16 protein-coding genes are annotated in these 20,182 nt (G+C 60.9%); 5 read left to right on the top strand and 11 right to left on the bottom strand.

The genetic code is table 11. From position 1 onward, the window contains the following. Positions 1-14 precede the first annotated feature (14 nt). From MRY17_RS10990 to MRY17_RS10945, 10 genes are all read right to left on the bottom strand, one after another. Positions 15-1,718, bottom strand: a complete 1,704-nt coding sequence (locus tag MRY17_RS10990) for an AMP-binding protein (protein WP_243353756.1) — start codon at positions 1,716-1,718, stop codon at positions 15-17. Between the two features lie 31 nt (positions 1,719-1,749). Continuing rightward, positions 1,750-3,048, bottom strand: coding sequence for an acetyl-CoA C-acetyltransferase (locus MRY17_RS10985; protein WP_243353755.1), 1,299 nt, complete (start codon positions 3,046-3,048; stop codon positions 1,750-1,752). Further along, positions 3,041-3,949, bottom strand: a complete 909-nt coding sequence (locus MRY17_RS10980; protein WP_243353754.1) for a MaoC/PaaZ C-terminal domain-containing protein — start codon at positions 3,947-3,949, stop codon at positions 3,041-3,043. The genes MRY17_RS10985 and MRY17_RS10980 overlap by 8 nt, the downstream gene beginning before the upstream one ends. Positions 3,950-3,952: 3 nt before the next feature. Beyond that, positions 3,953-5,296: a 3-oxoacyl-ACP reductase gene (locus MRY17_RS10975; protein WP_243353753.1), complete on the bottom strand. Its 1,344-nt coding sequence runs from the start codon at positions 5,294-5,296 to the stop codon at positions 3,953-3,955. Positions 5,297-5,450: 154 nt separating this feature from the next. After that, complete coding sequence (locus MRY17_RS10970; RefSeq protein WP_243353752.1) at positions 5,451-7,976, bottom strand: acyl-CoA dehydrogenase; 2,526 nt, start codon at positions 7,974-7,976, stop codon at positions 5,451-5,453. A 234-nt stretch (positions 7,977-8,210) separates the two neighbouring features. Then, complete coding sequence (locus tag MRY17_RS10965; protein ID WP_057722135.1) at positions 8,211-9,620, bottom strand: outer membrane protein transport protein; 1,410 nt, start codon at positions 9,618-9,620, stop codon at positions 8,211-8,213. A gap of 126 nt (positions 9,621-9,746) precedes the next feature. After that, positions 9,747-10,250, bottom strand: coding sequence for an alkane oxidation protein activator PraB (praB, locus tag MRY17_RS10960; RefSeq protein ID WP_169794955.1), 504 nt, complete (start codon positions 10,248-10,250; stop codon positions 9,747-9,749). Positions 10,251-10,368: 118 nt separating this feature from the next. Continuing rightward, positions 10,369-10,863: an alkane oxidation protein activator PraA gene (gene praA / locus MRY17_RS10955; RefSeq protein ID WP_181283194.1), complete on the bottom strand. Its 495-nt coding sequence runs from the start codon at positions 10,861-10,863 to the stop codon at positions 10,369-10,371. A gap of 124 nt (positions 10,864-10,987) precedes the next feature. Continuing rightward, positions 10,988-12,268 (bottom strand): alkane 1-monooxygenase, encoded by a 1,281-nt coding sequence (locus MRY17_RS10950; RefSeq protein ID WP_181283193.1) that lies wholly within the window; start codon positions 12,266-12,268, stop codon positions 10,988-10,990. 300 nt (positions 12,269-12,568) lie between these two features. Next, on the bottom strand, positions 12,569-13,567 hold the full coding sequence (locus tag MRY17_RS10945; protein WP_191953348.1) for an alpha/beta fold hydrolase: 999 nt from the start codon (positions 13,565-13,567) through the stop codon (positions 12,569-12,571). Between the two features lie 269 nt (positions 13,568-13,836). Here MRY17_RS10945 and MRY17_RS10940 point away from each other — a divergent pair, with 269 nt between their 5' ends. The 3 genes from MRY17_RS10940 to MRY17_RS10930 are packed head-to-tail and all read left to right on the top strand — an operon-like array spanning position 13,837 to position 17,120. Further along, positions 13,837-15,375, top strand: coding sequence for a flavin-containing monooxygenase (locus MRY17_RS10940; protein WP_243353751.1), 1,539 nt, complete (start codon positions 13,837-13,839; stop codon positions 15,373-15,375). After that, the gene (locus MRY17_RS10935) at positions 15,372-16,262 is read left to right on the top strand and encodes an SDR family NAD(P)-dependent oxidoreductase (protein WP_191953350.1); all 891 of its coding nucleotides are present in this window, start codon (positions 15,372-15,374) and stop codon (positions 16,260-16,262) included. Before MRY17_RS10940 ends, MRY17_RS10935 begins: the two co-directional genes overlap by 4 nt. Before the next feature lie 15 nt (positions 16,263-16,277). After that, positions 16,278-17,120, top strand: a complete 843-nt coding sequence (locus MRY17_RS10930; RefSeq protein WP_191953351.1) for a metal-dependent hydrolase — start codon at positions 16,278-16,280, stop codon at positions 17,118-17,120. A gap of 55 nt (positions 17,121-17,175) precedes the next feature. Here the strand turns inward: MRY17_RS10930 and MRY17_RS10925 are convergent, their stop codons facing one another. Then, positions 17,176-19,245, bottom strand: a complete 2,070-nt coding sequence (locus MRY17_RS10925; RefSeq protein WP_191953352.1) for an EAL domain-containing protein — start codon at positions 19,243-19,245, stop codon at positions 17,176-17,178. Positions 19,246-19,561: 316 nt separating this feature from the next. On the opposite strand from MRY17_RS10925, the gene MRY17_RS10920 reads away from it, so the two are divergent. Then, positions 19,562-19,840: a hypothetical protein gene (locus MRY17_RS10920; protein WP_181282972.1), complete on the top strand. Its 279-nt coding sequence runs from the start codon at positions 19,562-19,564 to the stop codon at positions 19,838-19,840. A gap of 11 nt (positions 19,841-19,851) precedes the next feature. Beyond that, positions 19,852-20,181, top strand: coding sequence for a DUF6388 family protein (locus MRY17_RS10915; protein WP_181282973.1), 330 nt, complete (start codon positions 19,852-19,854; stop codon positions 20,179-20,181). The last annotated feature ends 1 nt before the right edge of the window (position 20,182 follow it).

Below are 20,182 nucleotides of genomic sequence, written 5' to 3'. Positions count from 1 at the left end.
CGTTATCTTCACTATCAGCGCAAGGCTCGGCGTAGCACCTTGCCGACGGTGGTTTTGGGTAACTCCGTGGTGCGAAACTCCACATACCTGGGCACCTTGTACCCGGTCAGGTATTCCCGGCAATGGGCGAGGATCTGCTCCTGGGTCAGGCTCGGGTCCTTGCGTACCACGATGATCTTGACTCGCTCGCCGGTCACGCCATCCTCCACGCCAATCGCCGCCACTTCCGCCACCCCTGGGTGCAGCGCCACCACGTCTTCGATTTCATTGGGGTACACGTTGAAGCCAGAGACCAGGATCATGTCCTTCTTGCGGTCCACCAGGCGGATGTAACCGCGTTCATCCATCACGCCGATATCACCGGTAGACAACCAACCGTCAGCGTCCAGCACCTCGGCGGTTTCCTTGGGGCGCTTCCAGTAGCCCTGCATCACTTGCGGACCGCGCACCTGCAATTCACCCGGCTCGCCGACCTCGGCCAGTTCACCGTCTTCACGCATGAAGCGCACCCAGGTCGACGGCAACGGCACGCCGATGCTGCCGGTGAATGCCATCTCGCGCATACGGTGAATGTCGATGGGGCTGATGCTCACCACCGGTGAACACTCGGTCAGCCCGTAGCCTTCAACGATCGGCAGCCCGGTGACTTCTTTCCAACGCTTGGCCACCGCGGTATGCGTAGCCATGCCACCAGCGATCACCAGGCGCAGGTCGGAAAAGTCCCGCGCACAAAATTCCTTGTTTTCCAGCAAACCGTTGAACAGCGTATTGACCCCGGCGATGCCGTTGAAGCGCTCTTTGCGCAGGATCATCTGTACCCGTTTCACGTCCCGAGGATTGGCGATGAGGATATTGCGGCCACCCAGGCACATGAACATCAGGCAGTTCACCGTCAGGGAAAAAATGTGGTACAGCGGCAACAGGGTGACGTTGGTTTCCTGCTTGTCCTGGTCCAATTGATCGCCAACCCAGGCCTTGGCCTGCAACAGGTTGGCGATGATATTGCGATGGCTGAGCATCACCCCCTTGGCATCGCCGGTGGTGCCGCCGGTGTATTGCAGGAAGGCCAGCTCATCGCGGTCCAGGCTGACCGGCAGATGCGTCAGCGCCCGCCCCTGTTTGAGCACCTGATTGAAACGCACGCAACCTTGCAACCTGAAGGCCGGCACCTGCTTTTGTACGCTGCGCAGGATGAAGTTCATCGCCGCGCCCTTGAAAGTGCCAAGCAAGTCGCCGATGGCCGCCACCACCACGCGCTTGACGCTGCTGCCGACGATGACTTTTTCCAGGGTGTGGGCGAAGTTTTCGAAGATCACCACGGTCTCGGCGCCGCTGTCCTTGAGCAGGTGCTTGAGTTCATGGGCGGTGTACAACGGATTGACGTTGACCACCACCGCGCCGGCCAGGATCGTGCCCAGCAGGCAGATCGGGTACTGCAAGCAATTGGGCATCATCAATGCGACACGGTCACCCTTCTTCACCCCCTGGCCCTGCAGCCAGGCGGCGAAGGCGTGGCCCTGGATGTTCCAATCGGCGTAGGTCATCGGCGTGCCGATGCTGACATAGGCCACCCGCTCGCGGAATTTTTCCAGGTGCTCCAGGAACACTTCACGCAATGAGGGGTAATCCTCGATGGCGGCATCGATGTCCGCCGGCACGCCGGGCAGATAGGCGTTCAACCAGATGCGTTCGGTCTGTTCCAGGCTGATGGCGTTCATGGCAGTGTCCTTATTGTTGTTGTGGATGAGGCTACTTTTCGACGATGGCGGTGATACCCAACCCGCCCGCCGCACAGATCGAGATCAACCCGCGACCGCCACCGCGCTCATGGATGGCCTTGGCCAGCGCCGCCAGCTGCCGGCCACCGGTGGCGGCAAACGGATGGCCGCAACCCAGCGATCCACCGTTGACGTTCATTTTGCTGCGGTCGATAGCGCCCAACGGTGCATCCAGGCCCAGCCGCTCGCGGCAGTAGTCCGGGTCTTCCCAGGCCTTGAGCGTGCACAGCACCTGGGCGGCGAAGGCTTCGTGGATCTCGAAGAAATCAAAGTCGGCAAAGCCCAGCCCTTCGCGCTTGAGCATGCGCGGTACGGCGTAGACCGGGGCCATCAACAGGCCTTCGGTGCCGTCGACGAAATTCACCGCCGCCGTTTCGCCGGTGCGCAGGTAGGCCAGCACCGGCCAGCCATTGGCGGCGGCCCAGGCTTCACTGGCCAGCAGCACCACCGAGGCGCCGTCGGTCAGGGGCGTCGAGTTGCCGGCGGTGAGCGCGCCGTTGTGGCGGTCGAAGGCCGGCGCGAGGCCGGCGAGTTTTTCCAGGCTGATATCGGCACGCAGGTTGTTGTCCCGGGCCAGGCCGCGATGGGGGCTGATCAGATCGTCGAAGAAACCGCACTGATAGGCCGCGTCCAGCCGTTGATGACTGGCGAGGGTCAACTCGTCCTGGGCCAGGCGCTTGATCTGCCAGCGTTTGGCCATTTCTTCGCAGTGCTCGCCCATGGACAGGCCGGTGCGTGGCTCGCCATTGCGCGGCAGCAGCGGCTTGAACAACATCGATGGGCGCACCTTCGACAGCGTCTTGAGTTTAGCGCCCAGGCCCCTGGCCCGATTGGCTGCGAGCAAGGTGTGACGCAGGGATTCGTTGATGCCGATGGGCGCGTCGGAGGTGGTGTCGGCGCCCCCGGCAATGCCGACCTCGATCTGGCCGAGGGCAATTTTATTGGCCACCAGCAACGCGGCCTCAAGACCCGTGCCACAGGCTTGTTGCACATCGTAGGCAGGCGTCTGCGCGCACAACGTGGTCGACAGCAGTGACTCACGGGCCAGGTTGAAATCGCGCGAATGCTTGATCACCGCACCGGCGGCGAACTCCCCCAGGCGCTGGCCGTGCAGGTTGTAGCGGTCGACCAGGCCTTGCAGCGCAGCCACCAGCAAGTCCTGATTACTCTCATGGGCATAGACGGTATTGGACCGGGCAAACGGCAGTCGGTTACCGCCAATGATCGCCACGCGCCGGCTCGGGGCCGGATTGAAGCTGTATTCACTCATGCAAGGCTCTCATTCCAGGCGGTTGATCCCACATAAACAAGCCGCGCATATGCGGTTTGTCGCCGGCGGCATTGCGCACTTCGAACTCGCGCAGCGGGCCGGTCACGGGGTGACTCCACAGGCCGACCTGCCCGGGCAGGAAGATCGGCAACTTGAAATCGCAATGGGCCTCGGCGCGGTCCAGGCCACCCGGTGGCTGCTGTGCGGCCAGCGCTCGGCCCAGGGTCCACATGCCGTGGGCGATGGCGCGGCGAAAGCCGAAGACCTTCGCGCCCATGACCGACGTATGAATCGGATTGAAGTCCCCCGAAACCTTGGCAAAACGACGCCCCAGATCGGCGGGCAAGACCCAGCGCTGGGTGCGCAGCAAGCCTTCTTCCTGCAACGGCAGTGCCTCCACCCACAGCTCCCCGACGGGATTTTTCACGTCGCGGCGCAGGTACAGGCTGTCGCTTTCCCACACCAGGGCCTCGTCGCCGTAGGCACGGGTGGCAATGCTCAACGCTTGCCCTTTGGGATGGGCGACCCAGCGTTCACAGAAGACTTCCAGGCGCAGTGCCTGACCTTCGTGCAAACGCTGGTGCTGGCGAATGCGATTGGCCAGGTGCACCATGCCGCTGGCCGGGTACGGGAAGCCGGGGCGGGTCAGCAGCATCAAGTGCAGCGGGAACGCCAGCACATGAGGATAGGACAGCGACACGCCCTGTTCGCGGCGAAAACCACAGGCGCGGCCATAGGCGGCGATGGCCGCGTCCGACAGTTCCACCGCCGGGCGTACCAGACGCTCCCTGGGCAGTGGCGGCGCGCCGTCGGGCTTGGGCTTGCGCAAGCCGCGCACGCCGTCGAGCAACAATCGGGTGCGCGAGGGCGGCGGGTCGATGATTTGCGTCACGTAATCCATGGTTCAAGCTCCCAGCAGGCTTTGGCCGCACACCCGCACCACCTGGCCGTTGATGCCGCCCGAGGCGGGGTGAGCCAGCCAGGCGATGGTCTCGGCCACGTCGATCGGTTGCCCGCCCTGGGACAGGGAATTCATGCGCCGCCCGGCTTCGCGGATCATCAGCGGAATTTTCGCGGTCATCTGCGTTTCGATAAACCCTGGCGCCACGGCATTCACCGTCACCTGTCGCGCCGCCGCCTGCGGGGCCAGACCCTGCACCAGGCCGATCACCCCGGCCTTGGAGGTGGCGTAGTTGCTCTGCCCGAGGTTGCCGGCAATACCGGAAATCGACGACACACAGACGATGCGCCCACCGGGGTTGACGCCCTGGTTGTCCAGCAGCGCCTGGCTGAGCTGCAGCGGCGCTTCGAGGTTGACCGCCAGCACACTGCGCCAGGCAGCTTCGGTCATTTTGGCGATGGTCTTGTCGCGGGTAATCCCGGCGTTGTGAACCACCGCATCAAAGGCGCCGTACTGGCCGACATGCGCCAGCAATAACGCGACGGCATCCGGCGCGGTGATGTCCAGAGGCAGCGCCGAGCCATTCACGCTGTCGGCGGCCTGCTGCAGTGCCAGCTGGGCCTGTGGCACGTCGACACACACCACATGGGCACCGTCGCGCGCCAACACCTGGGCGATGGCCAGGCCAATGCCCCGGGAGGCACCGGTGACCAGGGCGCGACGACCGGCGAACGGCCTATTCCAATTAACAGTTGGCGCATCGTCCAGTGGTATTTCCAGGCGTACCACTTGCCCCGACACATAGGCCGAACGACGCGACAGAAAGAAGCGCAGGCTGCTGTCCAACGCGTTCTCGGCGCCGGGCGCCACGTAGATCAATTGCACGGTGATCGCCCGGCGCAGCTCCTTGGCCAGCGAGCGCACCAAACCTTCGAGCGCGCGCTGGGCGACGGCTTGGGGCAAGTCCCGGCAGTGTTCCGGCGCGGTACCCAGGACCACCACGCGAGCGTGCTGGTCCAGGCGTTTGGCATTGGCGTGAAAGAACCGGTACAGCTCATCCAGGTGCTGCAGATCTGTCACGCCGGTGGCATCGAAAACCGCGCCCTGCACCTTGACCGTGGACGGCGCCCTGAGGGTGGCCGGGGTGGCGGCGACGGTTTCGGTGCCAGTGAAGATGCGTTGCACCTGCTCCGCCAGGCGCCCTGCCCCGGCGAGGATCACCGGGTTGGCCAGTCCCTGCTGGCCGCTGCGGTGGCGCTGCAGGGGCAGAGGTTGCGGCAAGCCGGCGGCCCGGGCCAGGCGACGACCCCAGGGGGAATTGACGAAAGAAAGGTAGCTGTCACTCATAGGGACACTCACTCACAACACAAATCCTACTGTGTAAATCCGATCAAATGTGGGAGGGGGCTTGCCCCCGATAGCGGTGTGTCTGCCCACGCAGATGCACCTGTCAGACCGCCATCGGGGGCAAGCCCCCTCCCACATTGGGACCGCGATTGGCTTAATTGACCGACGCATTTTCGCTTTGGCTGGCGCGACGCTTGGCGGCGGGCTCCAACGCTTGCTTGCGCTGCTGCAGGGCCTCCAGCAAGCCAAAGTCCTGCGGGAAATCGTCGACCTGGATAGCGTGGTCGGCGTATTCCACGTAGCGGGCGAGCAAGGCTTCTTCGTCGTCGCTGATCAAGTCCAGCGCCCGCGCCTTGACGCGCCAGCCTGCAAAGGCCACAGCGGAAATCGGCATCGGCTCAAGCAGGCCTTGCTTGATGGCGGGCTTGAGCCGTGTCTCGATCAGTTCAACCTGGGGCAACAAGCGCAACCCCAGTTCGCCGTAAGCCAGCTTGTCGATCTCCGGGCGTGGGATGTAAGAATCGGCCAGCAGCCGGTCGCGGGTTTCGCCGGGGGTCTGCGCCACGTCGGCCACTTGGGCCAGCAGGCGGTCCGACGGCTTGTGCAAGGGAATGCCGAACGGAAAACTCAAACCACGCAGCACCCCGGCAGCGGCTTTCGAGGGGTAATTGTCGAGGACTTCAGCCAGGGCTTCATGAGCCCGCAGCAAGGCATCCTGGGCCGCCCAATGCACCAGGGGCAGGTCCGCCTGTGGCCGACCGTCATCCTCAAAGCGCTTGAGCACGCAGGACAGGATGTACAACTGCGAAAGCATATCGCCCAGGCGCCCGGTGATGCTTTCCTTGCGCTTGAGGGCGCCACCCAGTACGCCCATGGAAATGTCCGAGACCAGCGCCAGCACTACCGACAAGCGATTGGCCTGACGGTAGTAGGACGCCAGCGCCGGGTCGGTCCTGGCCGGGGCAGACAGCAACCGGCCGCCGGTCAGTGCATGCACCGCCGCGCGCACGGTGTTGGCCAATACAAAGCTCACATGGCCGAACATCGCGCTGTCGAACGCCTCCACGGCCTTGCGCCGATCCGGCTCGCGCGCCGCTTCCATCTCGCGGAACACATAGGGATGGCAGCGGATCAGGCCCTGGCCGTAGATGATCAGGCAACGGGTCATGATGTTAGCGCCCTCCACCGTGATGGCGATGGGGCTTTGCTGATAGGCACGGGCCAGGAAGTTGTTGGGCCCCATGCAGATGCCCTTGCCGGCGACGATGTCCATGCCATCGTTGACGATCATGCGTGCGCGCTCGGTGACGTGGTATTTGGCGATGGCCGAAATCACCGAGGGTTTCTCGCCGGCGTCCAGGGACGCCACCGACACCTTGCGCACCGCATCACAGGCATACAAATGCCCGGCCATGCGTGCCAGCGGCGCCTGCACCCCTTCGAACTTGCCGATGGGCAGGCCGAACTGTTTACGCATCGCCGCGTAGGCGGTGGTGCCCCGTACCGCCACTTTGCCCAGGCCGACATTGGCCGACGGCAGCGAAATCGCCCTGCCCGCCGCCAGGCATTCCATCAGCATGCGCCAGCCGTTGCCGACTTGTTCGCGGCCGCCGATCACCCACTCCAGCGGAATGAACACATCCTTGCCGGTGGTGGGACCGTTCTGGAATACCGCGTTCAGCGGCCAGTGACGGCGACCACTGTTCACGCCCGGATGGGAAGTGGGAATCAGCGCACAGGTGATGCCCAGGGAACCGGCGGCACCGAGCAGACCGTCCGGGTCTTCGGCGCGGAACGCCAGGCCCAGCACCGTGGCAATCGGGCCGAGGGTGATGTAGCGCTTGTCCCAAGTCACCTTGAACCCCAGCACTTGCTCGCCTTCGTGCAGGCCTTTGCACACGACGCCCACATCGGGAATCGCCCCGGCATCGGAGCCGGCATACGGGCTGGTCAGCGCAAAGCACGGGATGTCCTCGCCCCGCGCCAGACGCGGCAGGTAGTAGTTGCGCTGGGCGTCGGTGCCGTAATGCAGCAACAGTTCGGCGGGGCCCAGGGAGTTGGGCACCATCACCGAAATGGCCGCCGCCGAGCAGCGGGTCGACAGCTTCATCACCACCTGGGAGTGCGCATAGTGGGAGAAGCCCTTGCCGCCGTACTGTTTGGGAATGATCATGCCGAGAAAGCCCGCGTCCTTGGTGTATTGCCAGCCTTCGGGAGACATGTCCTGCCACACCTGAGTGGTTTCCCAGTCATTGGCGATGTCGCACAGGGTTTCCACTTCATTGTCGAGAAACGCCTGCTCTTCGGTACTCAGGCTGGCCGGTGCGGCTTGCAACAGGCGCTGCCAGTCGGGCTTGCCGCTGAACAGCTCGGCGTCCCACCACACGGTGCCGGACTCGATGGCCGCGCGCTCGGTGTCGGACATCGCCGGCATGATCGTACGAAACAGCCCTAGGGCCTTGCCGGTCAACAGCACACGGCGCAGCGGTTTGATCGCCAGCACCACGGCCGGCAGCAGCACCAGCACCGCTGCGACGCTGGCGCCGAAGGCGGCCACCACATTGAAAAGAAAGCCAGCCGCCAGCCACACCAAGCTCGCACCCAGCCACAACGTTGCAGCAGCTTGTCGATACGCCAGGGCAGTTGCTGCGGTGAAACCCACCAATAACCAGATAACCATGGAGATACCTCTACTTGATCCAGGGCGTGACACCTGCGGACCGCTCGGATTGAGCGGCGGCTTAGAGCCACACTACAAACTCGGAAAAACAAATTCAAATTTTGTTTTGAAATTTTTATTTAATGCTTTGGCGAAAAAATAATGGGCTCAGCGGATCAGCCTTTCAAATCATTATCAAATTGCATCAGTACGACTACGCGACCCGTCTACCACAGGTCGCGCACCATTAACGGATCAGAACGCGTACGTCGCTGAGAGACTGACGACCTCGCCCTTGGCGTCGGCTTTACCATCCAGCGTTGCGCCGCCCAGGCGATCCTGGTTGTGCGTCCGCAGCTTGGCTTTCTCGACGAACTGTCGCGAATAGGCGCCGTCGATGCTCAAACCGGGAACAGCGCGGATGTTGTAGCCAAAACCCAGGGAGGCGAATATCCGATCACCGTCAGGGATACGCGGGTCACGCGTAGAGTTGCGGGTCGGCGTCTGATCGGTGGCGACACCGGCGCGGAAGGTGAAGTCGTCGGTGAATTTGTAGTCGCCACCCAGCGACACCATCCAGGCGTCCTTGTAGTTGTAGGGAATCGACACAATCTGCGTGCCCTCGGACTTCAATGTCAGCGCCTTGAACGACGACCATTGCGTCCAGGTGACGCTGGCGCCCAGGGTCAGGCGATCATTGAACTGGTGTACCCAGTCGATGGAGGCGTTGGCGGGCACGTCCAGTTGTGTCGACGCCTTGGCGCCATTGACGTTGAGGTCCAGCCCCGGATACGCCAGCGCCGGCAAGCCGCCTTCGATCAGCGATTTGTTCGCCTCGTCAGCATACAAATTGTACTTGCCTTCGAGTTTATTCTTGATTTTGGCGTGGTAGTTCAAGCCCAGGGTATCGAACTCGGTAGGCTTCCAGACTACACCGGCGAACCAACCGACCGAGGTGTTATCCACCTTGACGCGCATCAGTGAGGAGCCGACCCCGGAAGGAAACGGGATACCGATTTCCGGCGACAACGCCGCAGCGGAATACAGGTCCAGGTTCTGGCTGACAAAGCCCTTGGTGTGCTGAACGATGGCACCGCCACCCACCGAAAACTGGTCATTGACCTTGAACGACAGGGAGCCTGTGACACCCACCGTTTCAATGCGCGTATCAACGGCAAAGTCGCGACCGATCCAGTCTTGATCCCAGGTGGTGCGCGCACCCATCGGTACCACCTGGCTCAGCCCGAACGCAAAACGGTCGTTGATCGGGATCACCATGAAGCCGGTTGGCAACCAGGCGGTGAAGCCCCCTTGCCCGCCATCGCCGGTGCGTGGCGTGGAACTCAAATCCGTAGGGTCGACCGCCGCAGGCGCGTTGCCTGCATAGTCCGTGGCCGTGCCCTTGTATTTAACGTTGATACGCGCGTAATCAACGGTAAATTGAGAAATCGTATGATCGATGAACGCCATGCCGGCCGGGTTGTTGTAGGCCGCGGAAGGATCATTCTGGAACAGTGAGCCCCCCCCGAAGGCACGTCCCCATCCGGGTGCACCGAAGGTCGGCGTCGAGAAACCGCCAGCGTGTGCGTGGCCTGTCGCCGTGATCAGGCCGCCGAGAATGGCCAGGCTCAACAATGTACGTGCCTGTTGCTTCTTGTTATTCATGCTCCACTCCTTATTGTTTTTATCCTCCGAGATCGGTTGTCCCGACCTGGCCTCCCGCAGCCAGTGCCCCTTGCGAGGCACTGGCGTGTTTCAACGTGTGATCATCACGTCAAATGCTCACGGCATTTATGGGGTAACGGTAAAGGCCGGAGACGGTGTAGCGGTCAGAGCGGTAATTTTGCAGGAGCCAACGGTTTGTGTGCTTGGCACCTTCAACTGGTTGGTGGAGTTACTGAAGCCGACATTGATGGTCACCGGCGAAGCAGAGCAGTTGTTCAGAATCTGGAAATTCACGCCCGACACCGTACCGGTGAAGGCATCAGGGCCGCCGCTTGCCACGTTCAATGTCCACGGCAGGCCCAACAACTTGGGTACACCACACAGCGCATTGGAACCGTTGACCGTTGCACCTGTGATCGAAGCGCTCGAGCCATCAGCCGCGACGGAACCGGTAAAGGCGATGTTGCACGTCACCGGCAGATTCAGGGATGCGGGCGAGGTCACCGTGATCGAGCCCGATGTGGAGAACGCCGTGCCGGCAGGCGCGATAGTGGCAGCGTTGGCCATCGACACTGCACCAAGGCTCAGGGCGAACGAAGTAGCACAAACGAGGGTTTTCAAGCTTTTCATTATTTTGCCTCACATGTAATGGCGAGTTATTCGCCTGGGGTAATGGCCATGAACACGAAGTCACGGTGAAAACTGCAGAACTTCGCGTTCCAGCCAAATTCGGTTAAATCCGACACACTTATTCCACCACTTTAAAATCAGGCGGCATCTTGATTGATACCGTCTTGATTATGCAGTCATCACCGATCGGCACATTGGCCGCCTCCAACTTTCCGGTAATGTTATCCCAGCTACCTGTTGCAGTAGATGGACCGCACTTGCCGCCCAGGCCGAAGGCATGCACATCCACGCTGATCTTCGACATCGAGCCGCTTTTGGTATCTTTCGCAATCAAAAGCCATGGCAAATTAATAGCTTCGACTCGGCTGCATTTGAGCCCGCCGTCGAACGCTACCTTGTCGATATTGACCGACGTCCCATCGGCCGCCACCTTGCCGGCCACCTTGATGGTGCAGTCGGCACTGATCAACGTGCCCTTGGAAAAACTGATGGGCCCCTGGGCTGTAAACGTACTGCCGGCAGGTTCAATACGGGCGGCGTGGGCATGTTGACAGGCGATCAGGCCCCACGCGGCCAACAGCACATGAACGGTAAACTTTGCACTTACTTGCATGTTCAGACCCTTCCCTTGAAATTATTCATGCTCGGATAAACAACTGCCTTGCAACTAAGCTATCAAATAATCGGCGCAGAAATCCTTATCGAAATACACTCGAAAAAGCATTATTTATTTCAAATTAAAACGACTTGGCGTCGCCGCCGTACTTCTCCAGATACTTCAAACGCTGTGACGGCTGAAGATTCGCCAAGGTTATATCGCCGGCATAATGATTCAATACACGATGGTCCATCCGTCGCCGCCACAAGTAAGGCACGTACGCCCAGACAATCATACTTGCGTAACCATACGGTAGTTGCGGTGACTCATCAAAGTGCCGCAACGACTGATAACTACGAGTTGGGTTGGCATGGTGATCGGAATGCCGTTGTAATTGGAACAGAAAGATGTTGGTCACAATCCGGTTGCTGTTCCAGGAGTGACGCGGCGAACAGCGCTCATAACGACCATTGGGCAGTTTCTGCCGTTTGAGGCCGTAATGTTCGACGTAATTGACCACTTCAAGCAGCGAGAAACCGTAGATGCCCTGGATGATCAGGAACGGGATCACCGCCGCACCCAGCCAGGCAATCATTGCCCCCCAGAGCAGCACGCTGTACATCCAGGCGCTGAGCACGGCGTTCTTCCAGTGCCAGGCCGGCAGCCCGAGTTTGCGCAGGCGTTCGCGCTCCAGGTTCCACGCCGAGCGCGCGCTGAACCACACCGAACGCGGCAGGAAGGCCCAGAAGCTTTCACCCAGGCGGGAACTGGCCGGGTCTTCCGGGGTGGCGACGCGTACGTGGTGGCCCCGGTTGTGTTCGGTATAGAAGTGGCCGTAGAAGGTCGGCGCCAGCGTTACCTTGGCCAGAAACACTTCCAGCGGCTTGGGTTTGTGGCCCAGCTCATGGGCGGTGTTGATCGCAATACCGGTGGCCGCCCCGGTGGACATCGCCATGCCCAGATACGTGAACCCACTGACCTGACCGTGCAGCTCGGCGCGCGCAGTAATGAAGGCGGCAGTTTTTGCCAGCCAGTTGGAAGGGTCCAGCGTGGCGGTTGCCTGCATAAGCCCGCCGCGAATGATCCAGTCAATGCCACCGGCGGCGAGCCAACCGGTAACCACCACCGAGGCGATTACAAACAGCACGCCGGTGTAGACGATCCAACGGTAATAGCGCTGGGATTCGAGGTGGCTGACAGCGGATTCGGGCGGGTTGCTGACATCCTCGCCCAGCAGGCCGTCGATCAACGGGATCAGGCCGAAGATGACCAGTACCCCGACCCACCACAGTTGCTGGATACCGGTGCCGATGGCCAGCGCACCCGAAAGCAAGGGGGTCGCCAGAGGCATAATGCCGAGCCACCACAGGTACCGCTTGCCGTCGGCCCAGACGCTTGGAGCTGCCAGAGTCTGGTTCATGGCAACCTCCGGGCACAGGTGAAAGCAGCCGAGGCAGTGACGCAGCGCTGACCGCTGCGAGAAATCAACCATGCGATAAAAGGCGTTCTTTTCATTATTTTATTCGCTCTTAGGCATTTCAAAAACTGTTTCAAATTGAACATTGAAATAATTTTTTTAAATAAATAGCGCGGAATCGTTAGGTCGTCAACCAGTTTATCCAGGCCTTTTTTCCGTGACCGGGCAGTCTCTTTTTCAGACCTTCGGCCAGGTGTCTAGGGCAGGCGTTGACGCGCTGGAACCGCGAGTGAACAGGCACGATTATTTGCTCGCCAAGGCAAACGAAGGATGTAACAGGGTGGCGGTCTGTACCGATCGAACCTGTTTGGCGACGTGCTCGACCACCGTTACTACACGCTCGGTAGCGGTAATCGGCAACATGTGCCCACGGTCTTCCACCACCTGCAACTTCAGCCCCGGCACTTTGCTGGCAAGGGCCTGGCCATGCTTTTGAAAGTCGAGCACGTGGTCCCGCGCGCCGTAGATAAGGCCGATGGGCAGTGTCAACTGAGGGTAGCGCTTGACCATGTCCGGTAGGTGATCATTGACCTGGTTGATCTCGGTGGACGCCGCATGGAAGTTGTCGGGACGCATCCCCAGCAAGCCACCGCCGCGCGTGGCGAAGTCCGGCGGGGCGGCGTCGGGGGCGAACACACCCTTGACCACCGCACCCTTGGTCAACAGACCCAAGGGCATCGTCAAGGTGCGCGACACCCAGCGTCGCAGCCAGGCGGGACGTACCGCCAATGACAGGAAAACCAGGGGCAACATGCGCTGGGGATGGGTCAGGGGCGCCACCAGGATCAAGCCGGATACCGCGTGGGGATGATCAAGGGCCAGGGCCAGGGCAATCGCACCGCCCAGTGAATGCCCCAACACCAGCGGCTTGTCCAGGCCGAGGGTGTTGATGAAGGCAGCAATCTGGCGAGCCTGGGCCGGCAGATCTGCCGCCGTGCCACGCTGTCGAGTGGAGTAGCCCGACCCGGGCCGATCCACGCTGATAACGCGAAAGTGCTCACTTAACTGACCGGATAGCGCGTAGGTCAGGTTACGACTGCTGCCCATCAGCCCGTGGATCATCACCAGCGCCGGGCCTTTACCTTCTTCCACATAATGAAAGCGCTCGCCATCCACCTCGACAAAACGCCCGTTGATCGGAACAGCCGTTTCGATGCGCCGTGTCATCCATGCACTGAATACCCACAACGCAGCGCTCGCGCCTATCACCACACCCGCAGCGACAACCCACTCGACAGCCATAGCTCGGTCCTCTGCTTCCCTGCTGCTGGCGACCCGACCGGGATTGATCGAGGCCTCAACGTTCGTCCCTACCTTGGGCCCAACCTCCAGGTGCGTCTGTCGGACAAGTCGCACGGATCGAACAAGGCCCTGGCGTAGACGAAATTTTCAGGTAGATTATTTAAAATCTTTTTTAAAATAATTAATTCAATTTTTCTTTGCAATGGTGTTCTATCCAAAACACACAACAAAAAGACGGGAGCACATCCGATGCCCGAGAAGGACAACCTATGAACGCCCACAGTGACAACGTCGACATCGCGATCATCGGCTCAGGCTTCGCCGGCCTGTGCATGGCGATCAAACTCAAGGGAGCCGGGCTCACCGATTTCTTTGTCGCCGAGCAGGCCGACAGCCTGGGAGGCACGTGGCGTGACAACCACTACCCCGGCTGTGCCTGTGACGTGCAGTCCCATGTCTATTCATTTTCCTTTGCGCCCAACCCGCACTGGACGCGCCAATTTGCTCCGCAAGCGGAAATTCGCGCTTACCTGGAACACTGCGCACAACGTTTCGAGCTGGCGCCGCACCTGCGCTTCGGCATGGGCTTGCAGCAGGCGGTGTTCGATGATCAGCGACAGCGCTGGCAACTGGCGTTCAGCGATGGCCGCCAGGTCAGCGCGCGCGTGCTGGTGTCGGGCATGGGCGGGCTGTCGCGCCCGGCACTGCCGGACATCCCCGGGCTGGACAGCTTCAAGGGCAAGCGTTTTCATTCGCAGCAGTGGGACCATGACTACAGCCTGAAGGGCAAGCGCGTCGCGGTGATCGGTACCGGCGCCAGCGCCATTCAGTTCGTGCCGCAGATCGCACCGCAGGTGGCGCACCTGGACCTGTTCCAACGCACACCGCCGTGGATCATGCCCAAGCCCGACCGCCCGATCACCCGTACCGAACGCTGGCTGTTCAAGCATCTGCCGTTTACCCAACGGCTGGTGCGTAGTGCCTTTTATTGGGCACTGGAAGGTCGCGTGGTGGGCTTTGCCTTGCACCCGCGCTTGATGACGATGGTGCAGAAAATCGCCTTGCGCCATCTGCACAAACAGGTGACCCGCCCTTCCCTGCGCAACGTTCTGACGCCGGATTACACCATCGGCTGCAAGCGTGTGCTGATCTCCAACGACTACTACCCGGCTTTGTCACGCAGTAATGTCGAGGTAGTGACCGACAAGGTGCTGCGCATCGAAGCCGATGGCGTGGTGACCGCCGACGGCATCAAGCACCCCGCCGATTGCCTGATTTTCGGCACCGGCTTCCAGGCCGCCGACCCCCTGCCCCGTGATTGCATCATCGGGCGCAACGGTGCCGACCTGATGGACACCTGGCATGACGGCGCCCATGCCTACAAAGGCACCACGGTGCCAGGCTATCCCAACCTGTTCCTGATCGTCGGGCCGAATACGGGCCTGGGGCACAACTCGATGATCCTGATGATCGAAGCCCAAGTCACTTATATCCTTGATGCGTTGCAACAAATGCAGCACCAGCGCATCGCCACCGTGGACGTCAAACCCGCCGTGGAGCAGGCCTACAATGAGCAATTGCAAGGCAAGCTCAAGCGCACCATCTGGAATACCGGCGGGTGCCGCAGCTGGTACCTCGACCCGCGCACCGGCAGGAACACCACACTGTGGCCAGGCTCGACGTGGCGCTTCAAGCAGGTCACCCGGCATTTTGCGCTCAAGGATTACGTGGTCAGCCGGGCGCCGGTTACACCTGCGCAGCGTCCGGAGCCAAGCCCTCATTGCGCCACAGAAGGCAGCCTGTCATGAAGTCATTCAACGGCCGCGTCGCGGCAATCACGGGAGCGGCCTCCGGTATGGGCCGCGCCTTGGCCCTGGCCCTGGCACGGGAAGGTTGTCACCTGGCCCTGGCCGACAAGAACAGCCAAGGGCTGGAGCACACCCTGGACTTGATCAGGACGTCGACCCTGTCACCGGTCACCGTCACCACCCAGGTAGTGGATGTGGCTGACCGCCAAGCCATGCAGGAGTGGGCAGCGCGTTGTGCGGCGGATCACGGCCAGGTCAACCTGATCTTCAATAATGCCGGGGTGGCGCTGTCGAGCACCGTGGAAGGCGTGGATTATGCCGATCTGGAGTGGATCCTCGGCATCAATTTCTGGGGAGTGGTGCATGGCACCAAGGCGTTCCTGCCTTACCTGAAAGCCAGCGGCGACGGGCATATCATCAACACCTCCAGCGTGTTCGGCCTGTTCGCCCAGCCTGGCATGAGCGGCTACAACGCCAGCAAATTTGCGGTACGCGGCTTTACCGAAGCGCTGCGCCAGGAGCTGGACCTGCAACGCTGCGGCGTCTCCGCCACGTGCGTGCACCCCGGCGGTATTCGCACCGATATCTGCCGCAGCAGCCGTATCGACGCAAACATGACCGGCTTTCTGATCCACAGCGAACAGCAGGCACGCGCCGATTTCGAAAAGCTGTTTATCACCGACGCCGACCAGGCCGCCAGCGTGATCCTGCAAGGCGTGCGCAAAAACAAGCGCCGCGTCCTGATTGGCCGCGATGCCTATTTCCTCGACCTGCTCGCCCGTTGCCTGCCGGCCGCCTATCAAGCCCTGGTGGTGTTTGCCAGCAGGCGCATGGCGCCCAAACCACGCACGCCCGTGTTTGAAACCAACGACGAGCCTCGCCTCTGAACAGGAGTACGCCCCATGTTGCCCATTCGCCGTGATATCCGTTTCGCCCTGCCCGCCGGGCGCATCACCAACTGGCACGAACAAGGCCCGTTCGTGACGCACTTTTTCAACGCGCTGTCGCTGCTGTTTCCCCAGGGCGAGCTGTTTTTCATGGACAGCGTGCGCCATTACCGGGCCCGCATCGACGATCCGGGTCTCAAGAAGGAAATCCAGGGTTTCATCGGCCAGGAAGCCATGCACAGCCGTGAGCACGTGGCCTACAACGACCTGCTGCAAGCGGCGGGCCTGCCGGCGCACCGCCTCGACCGGCGCTTGAAGTTCTTCCTCGACCTGCAAAAGAAACACCTGCCGCCGTCCTTCAACCTCGCCGTGACCATCGCCCTTGAGCACTACACTGCGATGCTTGCCGAGATCCTGCTGAGCGACCCATCGCGTTTTGGCGACTCACTCAAGGGCTATCGGCAGATGTGGTATTGGCACGCTCTGGAAGAGACCGAACATAAAGCTGTGGCCTTCGATGTGTGGAACCAGGTGATCAAGCCTGGACCCAAGCGTTACCTGCTGCGCACCGGCACCATGCTGTTTACCACGCTGCTCTTCTGGCTGGTGGTGTTCGACTTCCACGTGCGCCTGCTGATTGCCGACCGCAAGTCGGGAGGGCATCTGAAGGGGTTCTGGCGCATGCTCAAGTTTCTGTACGGCCCCAGGGGCGTGTTTCCGCGCATGCTGCGGCCCTGGCTGCACTATTTCAAACCGGGATTTCATCCGTGGGATCACGATAATCGTGCCCGGCTACAGGGAATAGATGGACTGATTGAGGAGATCGAGCAGACCAATCGTGGCTACGAGACCGCCTAGACGGCCTGAAATGTGGGAGCCCACCGGCTTCCACATTCAAACCGGGCCCGCCTGATCAAGCCAATGCGGCCCGCTCGCGCACAAACTGCGGCATCTCATCCCCCGGCAACGCCCTGCTGAAATACCATCCCTGGATAAACAACTCGGCTCCCGTATTCAGGAACGCCAATTGCTCGGCGGTCTCGACCCCTTCCACCACCACGCCCAGGCTCAGTGCCTCGCAGAACCGCAGCATACCCGTCAGCACCTGCGCGCCCTTGGGGTCGTGCTGGGCGACCACGAAGCTGCGGTCGATCTTGATAAAATCCACCGGAAACTGGTGCAGATAGCTCAATGCCGAAAACCCGGTGCCAAAATCATCGATATACACCTTGGCCCCCAACGCCTGAAGTTTCTGAATGGTTTGACGAGTAGCCTGGATATCGCTGACCAACGCATCTTCAGTGATCTCCACCGACACCCATCCGTGGGCCTGGGCGAGAATCTCCACCAGGCGATCACCAAAGGCCGCGTCCTTGAGCGTGAAGCTGGAAACGTTGATAGTGATGGGCAATTCAAAACCTGCTTTCTTCCACTTCTGATATTGGCGCACGGCCTGGGACGCGACCCACACGTCCACGTCCGGCATCAACCGTGCCTGGGCCAACCATTGCAGGAATTCCCAGGGCGAATGCACCGTGCCCTGGCTGTCCCGGGCGCGCATCAAGGCTTCGCAACCGGTGCACAGGCCGGTACGGGTGGAGACTTGAGGCTGGAACTCAAGATAGAACTCGTAATCGCTGATCTGCTGGATGCGGCTCAACTCCACGGCCTGGCGGGCCAGGGTGCGATGCGAAGCCAGGATGGGGTCAAACTCCAGCAATCGACCCTTCTCCTCAAGGCCGCGAAAGGTCATGTCCAGTGACTTGAGATACACCGTACCGCCTTCGCTGGGCTGGCGATGAATCGCCCGTACGTAAGGCGCATACACCAGCGTGCCCAGGCCCACCAGCACGACCTGCAGCGCCACGGCTGCCATATCGCCATGGGTACTGAGGTAGGCATTGAGCAATACCGGTGCGGTAAACGGCACGCTGGCCACTGCGGGTGACACCCAGCCCACTTGCACCACTGCCAACGCTGCCATTGCGTTCAACGCCGGCACCAACAGAAACGGTATGAACAACCGCGGATTGAGGATGATCGGCAAACCGAACAACAGCACTTCGCTGACATTGAATAACGAGAGCGGCAAGCTGGCCATCGCCAGCAACCGCATGGACCGGCTCCTGGAACACAGCAGGATTGCCAGGAGCAGGCACAACGCGCTGCCCGACCCGCCGATAAATGCGAAGCTGCCCAACAGGCCGCTGTTGAGCAGGTACGGGACCGGTTCGCCCGCAGCCAGCGCCGCACCGTTGAGCGTCACCGCCTGATCCAGCACATCGAACAGCGGTTGCAGGGCGTACACGCCGTGAATACCAAAAAACCACAACAGCGAGTTCATCAAGGTCACGAACAAACCGCTGCCGTAAGGCGCCTGTAATGCATCGAGCACCTGCGGCCCCTGCAGTTGCGCCACATAGGGGATCTGCAACAGCATTGACAGCACCACCACCAATGCCAACGCGGTGATCGCGCCGGGCAGCACCATATTGATCGTGCCCTTGAGGTTGTGTCCGATCAGGTCTTCATGGACCAGGCGTGTCCAACGAAAACGGTGCAGCCAGGCAACGGCGGGCACATTGATCAGCGGCGAAGCGATGGCAATGAACAGCAGAAAGGTCGCCGAAGCCCGTGGGTATTCGCGCAAGAGAAACGTGGCCAGCACGACCTGGGTAAGACACAGAAAGGCAATCGGCAGCTGTGGCAAGCGGTGCTGAATGGCTAACATGTAACCGATGGAGGCTGCGACCAGCAGCGGGATCACTGAGCTGATGCGGTCATGCAGACCCGCCAGGAAGCTTACGGCCTGAGGGCTGAACCCGAGCATCCTGACGCATTCGGACAGGATAAGAAAACCGGCGGACACCAACAGACAGGGCAGGATCCACAATAATCCCTCGCGGATCGCACGCAGCGATTCGATACTGGCCAGGGCCGCCAGGCGCCGGGTAAGGAAAAGTTTGATCAGCGTTTGCCCCATGAGCCGCCCCTCTGCCCGTATTCACGGGTTCTGGAGATCAGCACCGGAATACGCGTCAACGCTACACGCCCTGATGCTCGGAGCGAAAGCTTTTTGCCATTGCCATGGGCGCTTTAGGTGAAAAACTCAGAGATACAGGAAAATACCCACATAAAAAATCGAACTTTCTGAGGTAATCCACTCCCTAATCCTGCCTGAGTCGGTATCATCCGCGGCTTTTCCGTGTGTCGAAGGATGTTACAACCTGGATAATACCGGGTGTCTACTCAGGGAATATTGCCTGGATAAAACCAGGCACAAAGGAGAGAGCCTTACCATGCACGATAAGCAGTCCAGCACCATGCGTCCCCTGTTCGTCACCATCCTGTTGTGGTTGTGCAGTGTGATCCTGTTGTTTGTGATCAAGAATGTCATTGAGCTGTTTACCGGGCCCGTCGCGGAAACCTGGATAGACTTGGCGTTGGTGCTTGTCGCCTACCTGATGTTCTTTTTACTGGCACCGGTGCAGCGCTGGATCCAGCGCAGGTCGCGCAAGCGCGCCCGGCGTCACGTTGCCGGGCACGCGACCGACATTGATACCCATCCCTCTCACTAAGGGGACTGGCGTTGTCGGCACCTGGCGATAACTATCAACGCGCATTGGACCGGTTCCTGCGCGAACACCCGGACGTGGCCGCCGAGCTGGACAGTCTCAATCCCCTGGCAGCCCAAGCCAGAGGGGAAAGCCTGGCACAGTATCGAACCGAGCGTCTGTATGAAGCATTCGAGGCGCAGGCCGAGCGTGAAGGCCTGTTCGCCTGGGAGCTGACCCTCAAGCTGACGACCGAGTCCAGCGATGCCTTCGAAGCCCAGCGCCTTGAGGTGCATAAGGAAGTCGCACAGATGGCCGGCATGAGTTGGGCCGACTACTGCCAACTGCATGACTTGAGCGGCTGAC

The organism is Pseudomonas orientalis (assembly GCF_022807995.1).
GTDB lineage: Bacteria > Pseudomonadota > Gammaproteobacteria > Pseudomonadales > Pseudomonadaceae > Aquipseudomonas > Aquipseudomonas orientalis_B.
Note: the sequence above shows the minus strand (reverse complement) of the source record. Positions and strands in the feature narration are given on the sequence as shown.

What these genes read in the sequence shown, in the direction of transcription:
- MRY17_RS10990 (WP_243353756.1), bottom strand. Translation starts at nt 1,718, where the DNA reads ATGAACGCCATCAGCCTGGAACAGACCGAACGCATCTGGTTGAACGCC.
- MRY17_RS10985 (WP_243353755.1), bottom strand. Translation starts at nt 3,048, where the DNA reads ATGAGTGAATACAGCTTCAATCCGGCCCCGAGCCGGCGCGTGGCGATC.
- MRY17_RS10980 (WP_243353754.1), bottom strand. Translation starts at nt 3,949, where the DNA reads ATGGATTACGTGACGCAAATCATCGACCCGCCGCCCTCGCGCACCCGA.
- MRY17_RS10975 (WP_243353753.1), bottom strand. Translation starts at nt 5,296, where the DNA reads ATGAGTGACAGCTACCTTTCTTTCGTCAATTCCCCCTGGGGTCGTCGC.
- MRY17_RS10970 (WP_243353752.1), bottom strand. Translation starts at nt 7,976, where the DNA reads ATGGTTATCTGGTTATTGGTGGGTTTCACCGCAGCAACTGCCCTGGCG.
- MRY17_RS10965 (WP_057722135.1), bottom strand. Translation starts at nt 9,620, where the DNA reads ATGAATAACAAGAAGCAACAGGCACGTACATTGTTGAGCCTGGCCATT.
- praB (WP_169794955.1), bottom strand. Translation starts at nt 10,250, where the DNA reads ATGAAAAGCTTGAAAACCCTCGTTTGTGCTACTTCGTTCGCCCTGAGC.
- praA (WP_181283194.1), bottom strand. Translation starts at nt 10,863, where the DNA reads ATGCAAGTAAGTGCAAAGTTTACCGTTCATGTGCTGTTGGCCGCGTGG.
- MRY17_RS10950 (WP_181283193.1), bottom strand. Translation starts at nt 12,268, where the DNA reads ATGAACCAGACTCTGGCAGCTCCAAGCGTCTGGGCCGACGGCAAGCGG.
- MRY17_RS10945 (WP_191953348.1), bottom strand. Translation starts at nt 13,567, where the DNA reads ATGGCTGTCGAGTGGGTTGTCGCTGCGGGTGTGGTGATAGGCGCGAGC.
- MRY17_RS10940 (WP_243353751.1), top strand. Translation starts at nt 13,837, where the DNA reads ATGAACGCCCACAGTGACAACGTCGACATCGCGATCATCGGCTCAGGC.
- MRY17_RS10935 (WP_191953350.1), top strand. Translation starts at nt 15,372, where the DNA reads ATGAAGTCATTCAACGGCCGCGTCGCGGCAATCACGGGAGCGGCCTCC.
- MRY17_RS10930 (WP_191953351.1), top strand. Translation starts at nt 16,278, where the DNA reads ATGTTGCCCATTCGCCGTGATATCCGTTTCGCCCTGCCCGCCGGGCGC.
- MRY17_RS10925 (WP_191953352.1), bottom strand. Translation starts at nt 19,245, where the DNA reads ATGGGGCAAACGCTGATCAAACTTTTCCTTACCCGGCGCCTGGCGGCC.
- MRY17_RS10920 (WP_181282972.1), top strand. Translation starts at nt 19,562, where the DNA reads ATGCACGATAAGCAGTCCAGCACCATGCGTCCCCTGTTCGTCACCATC.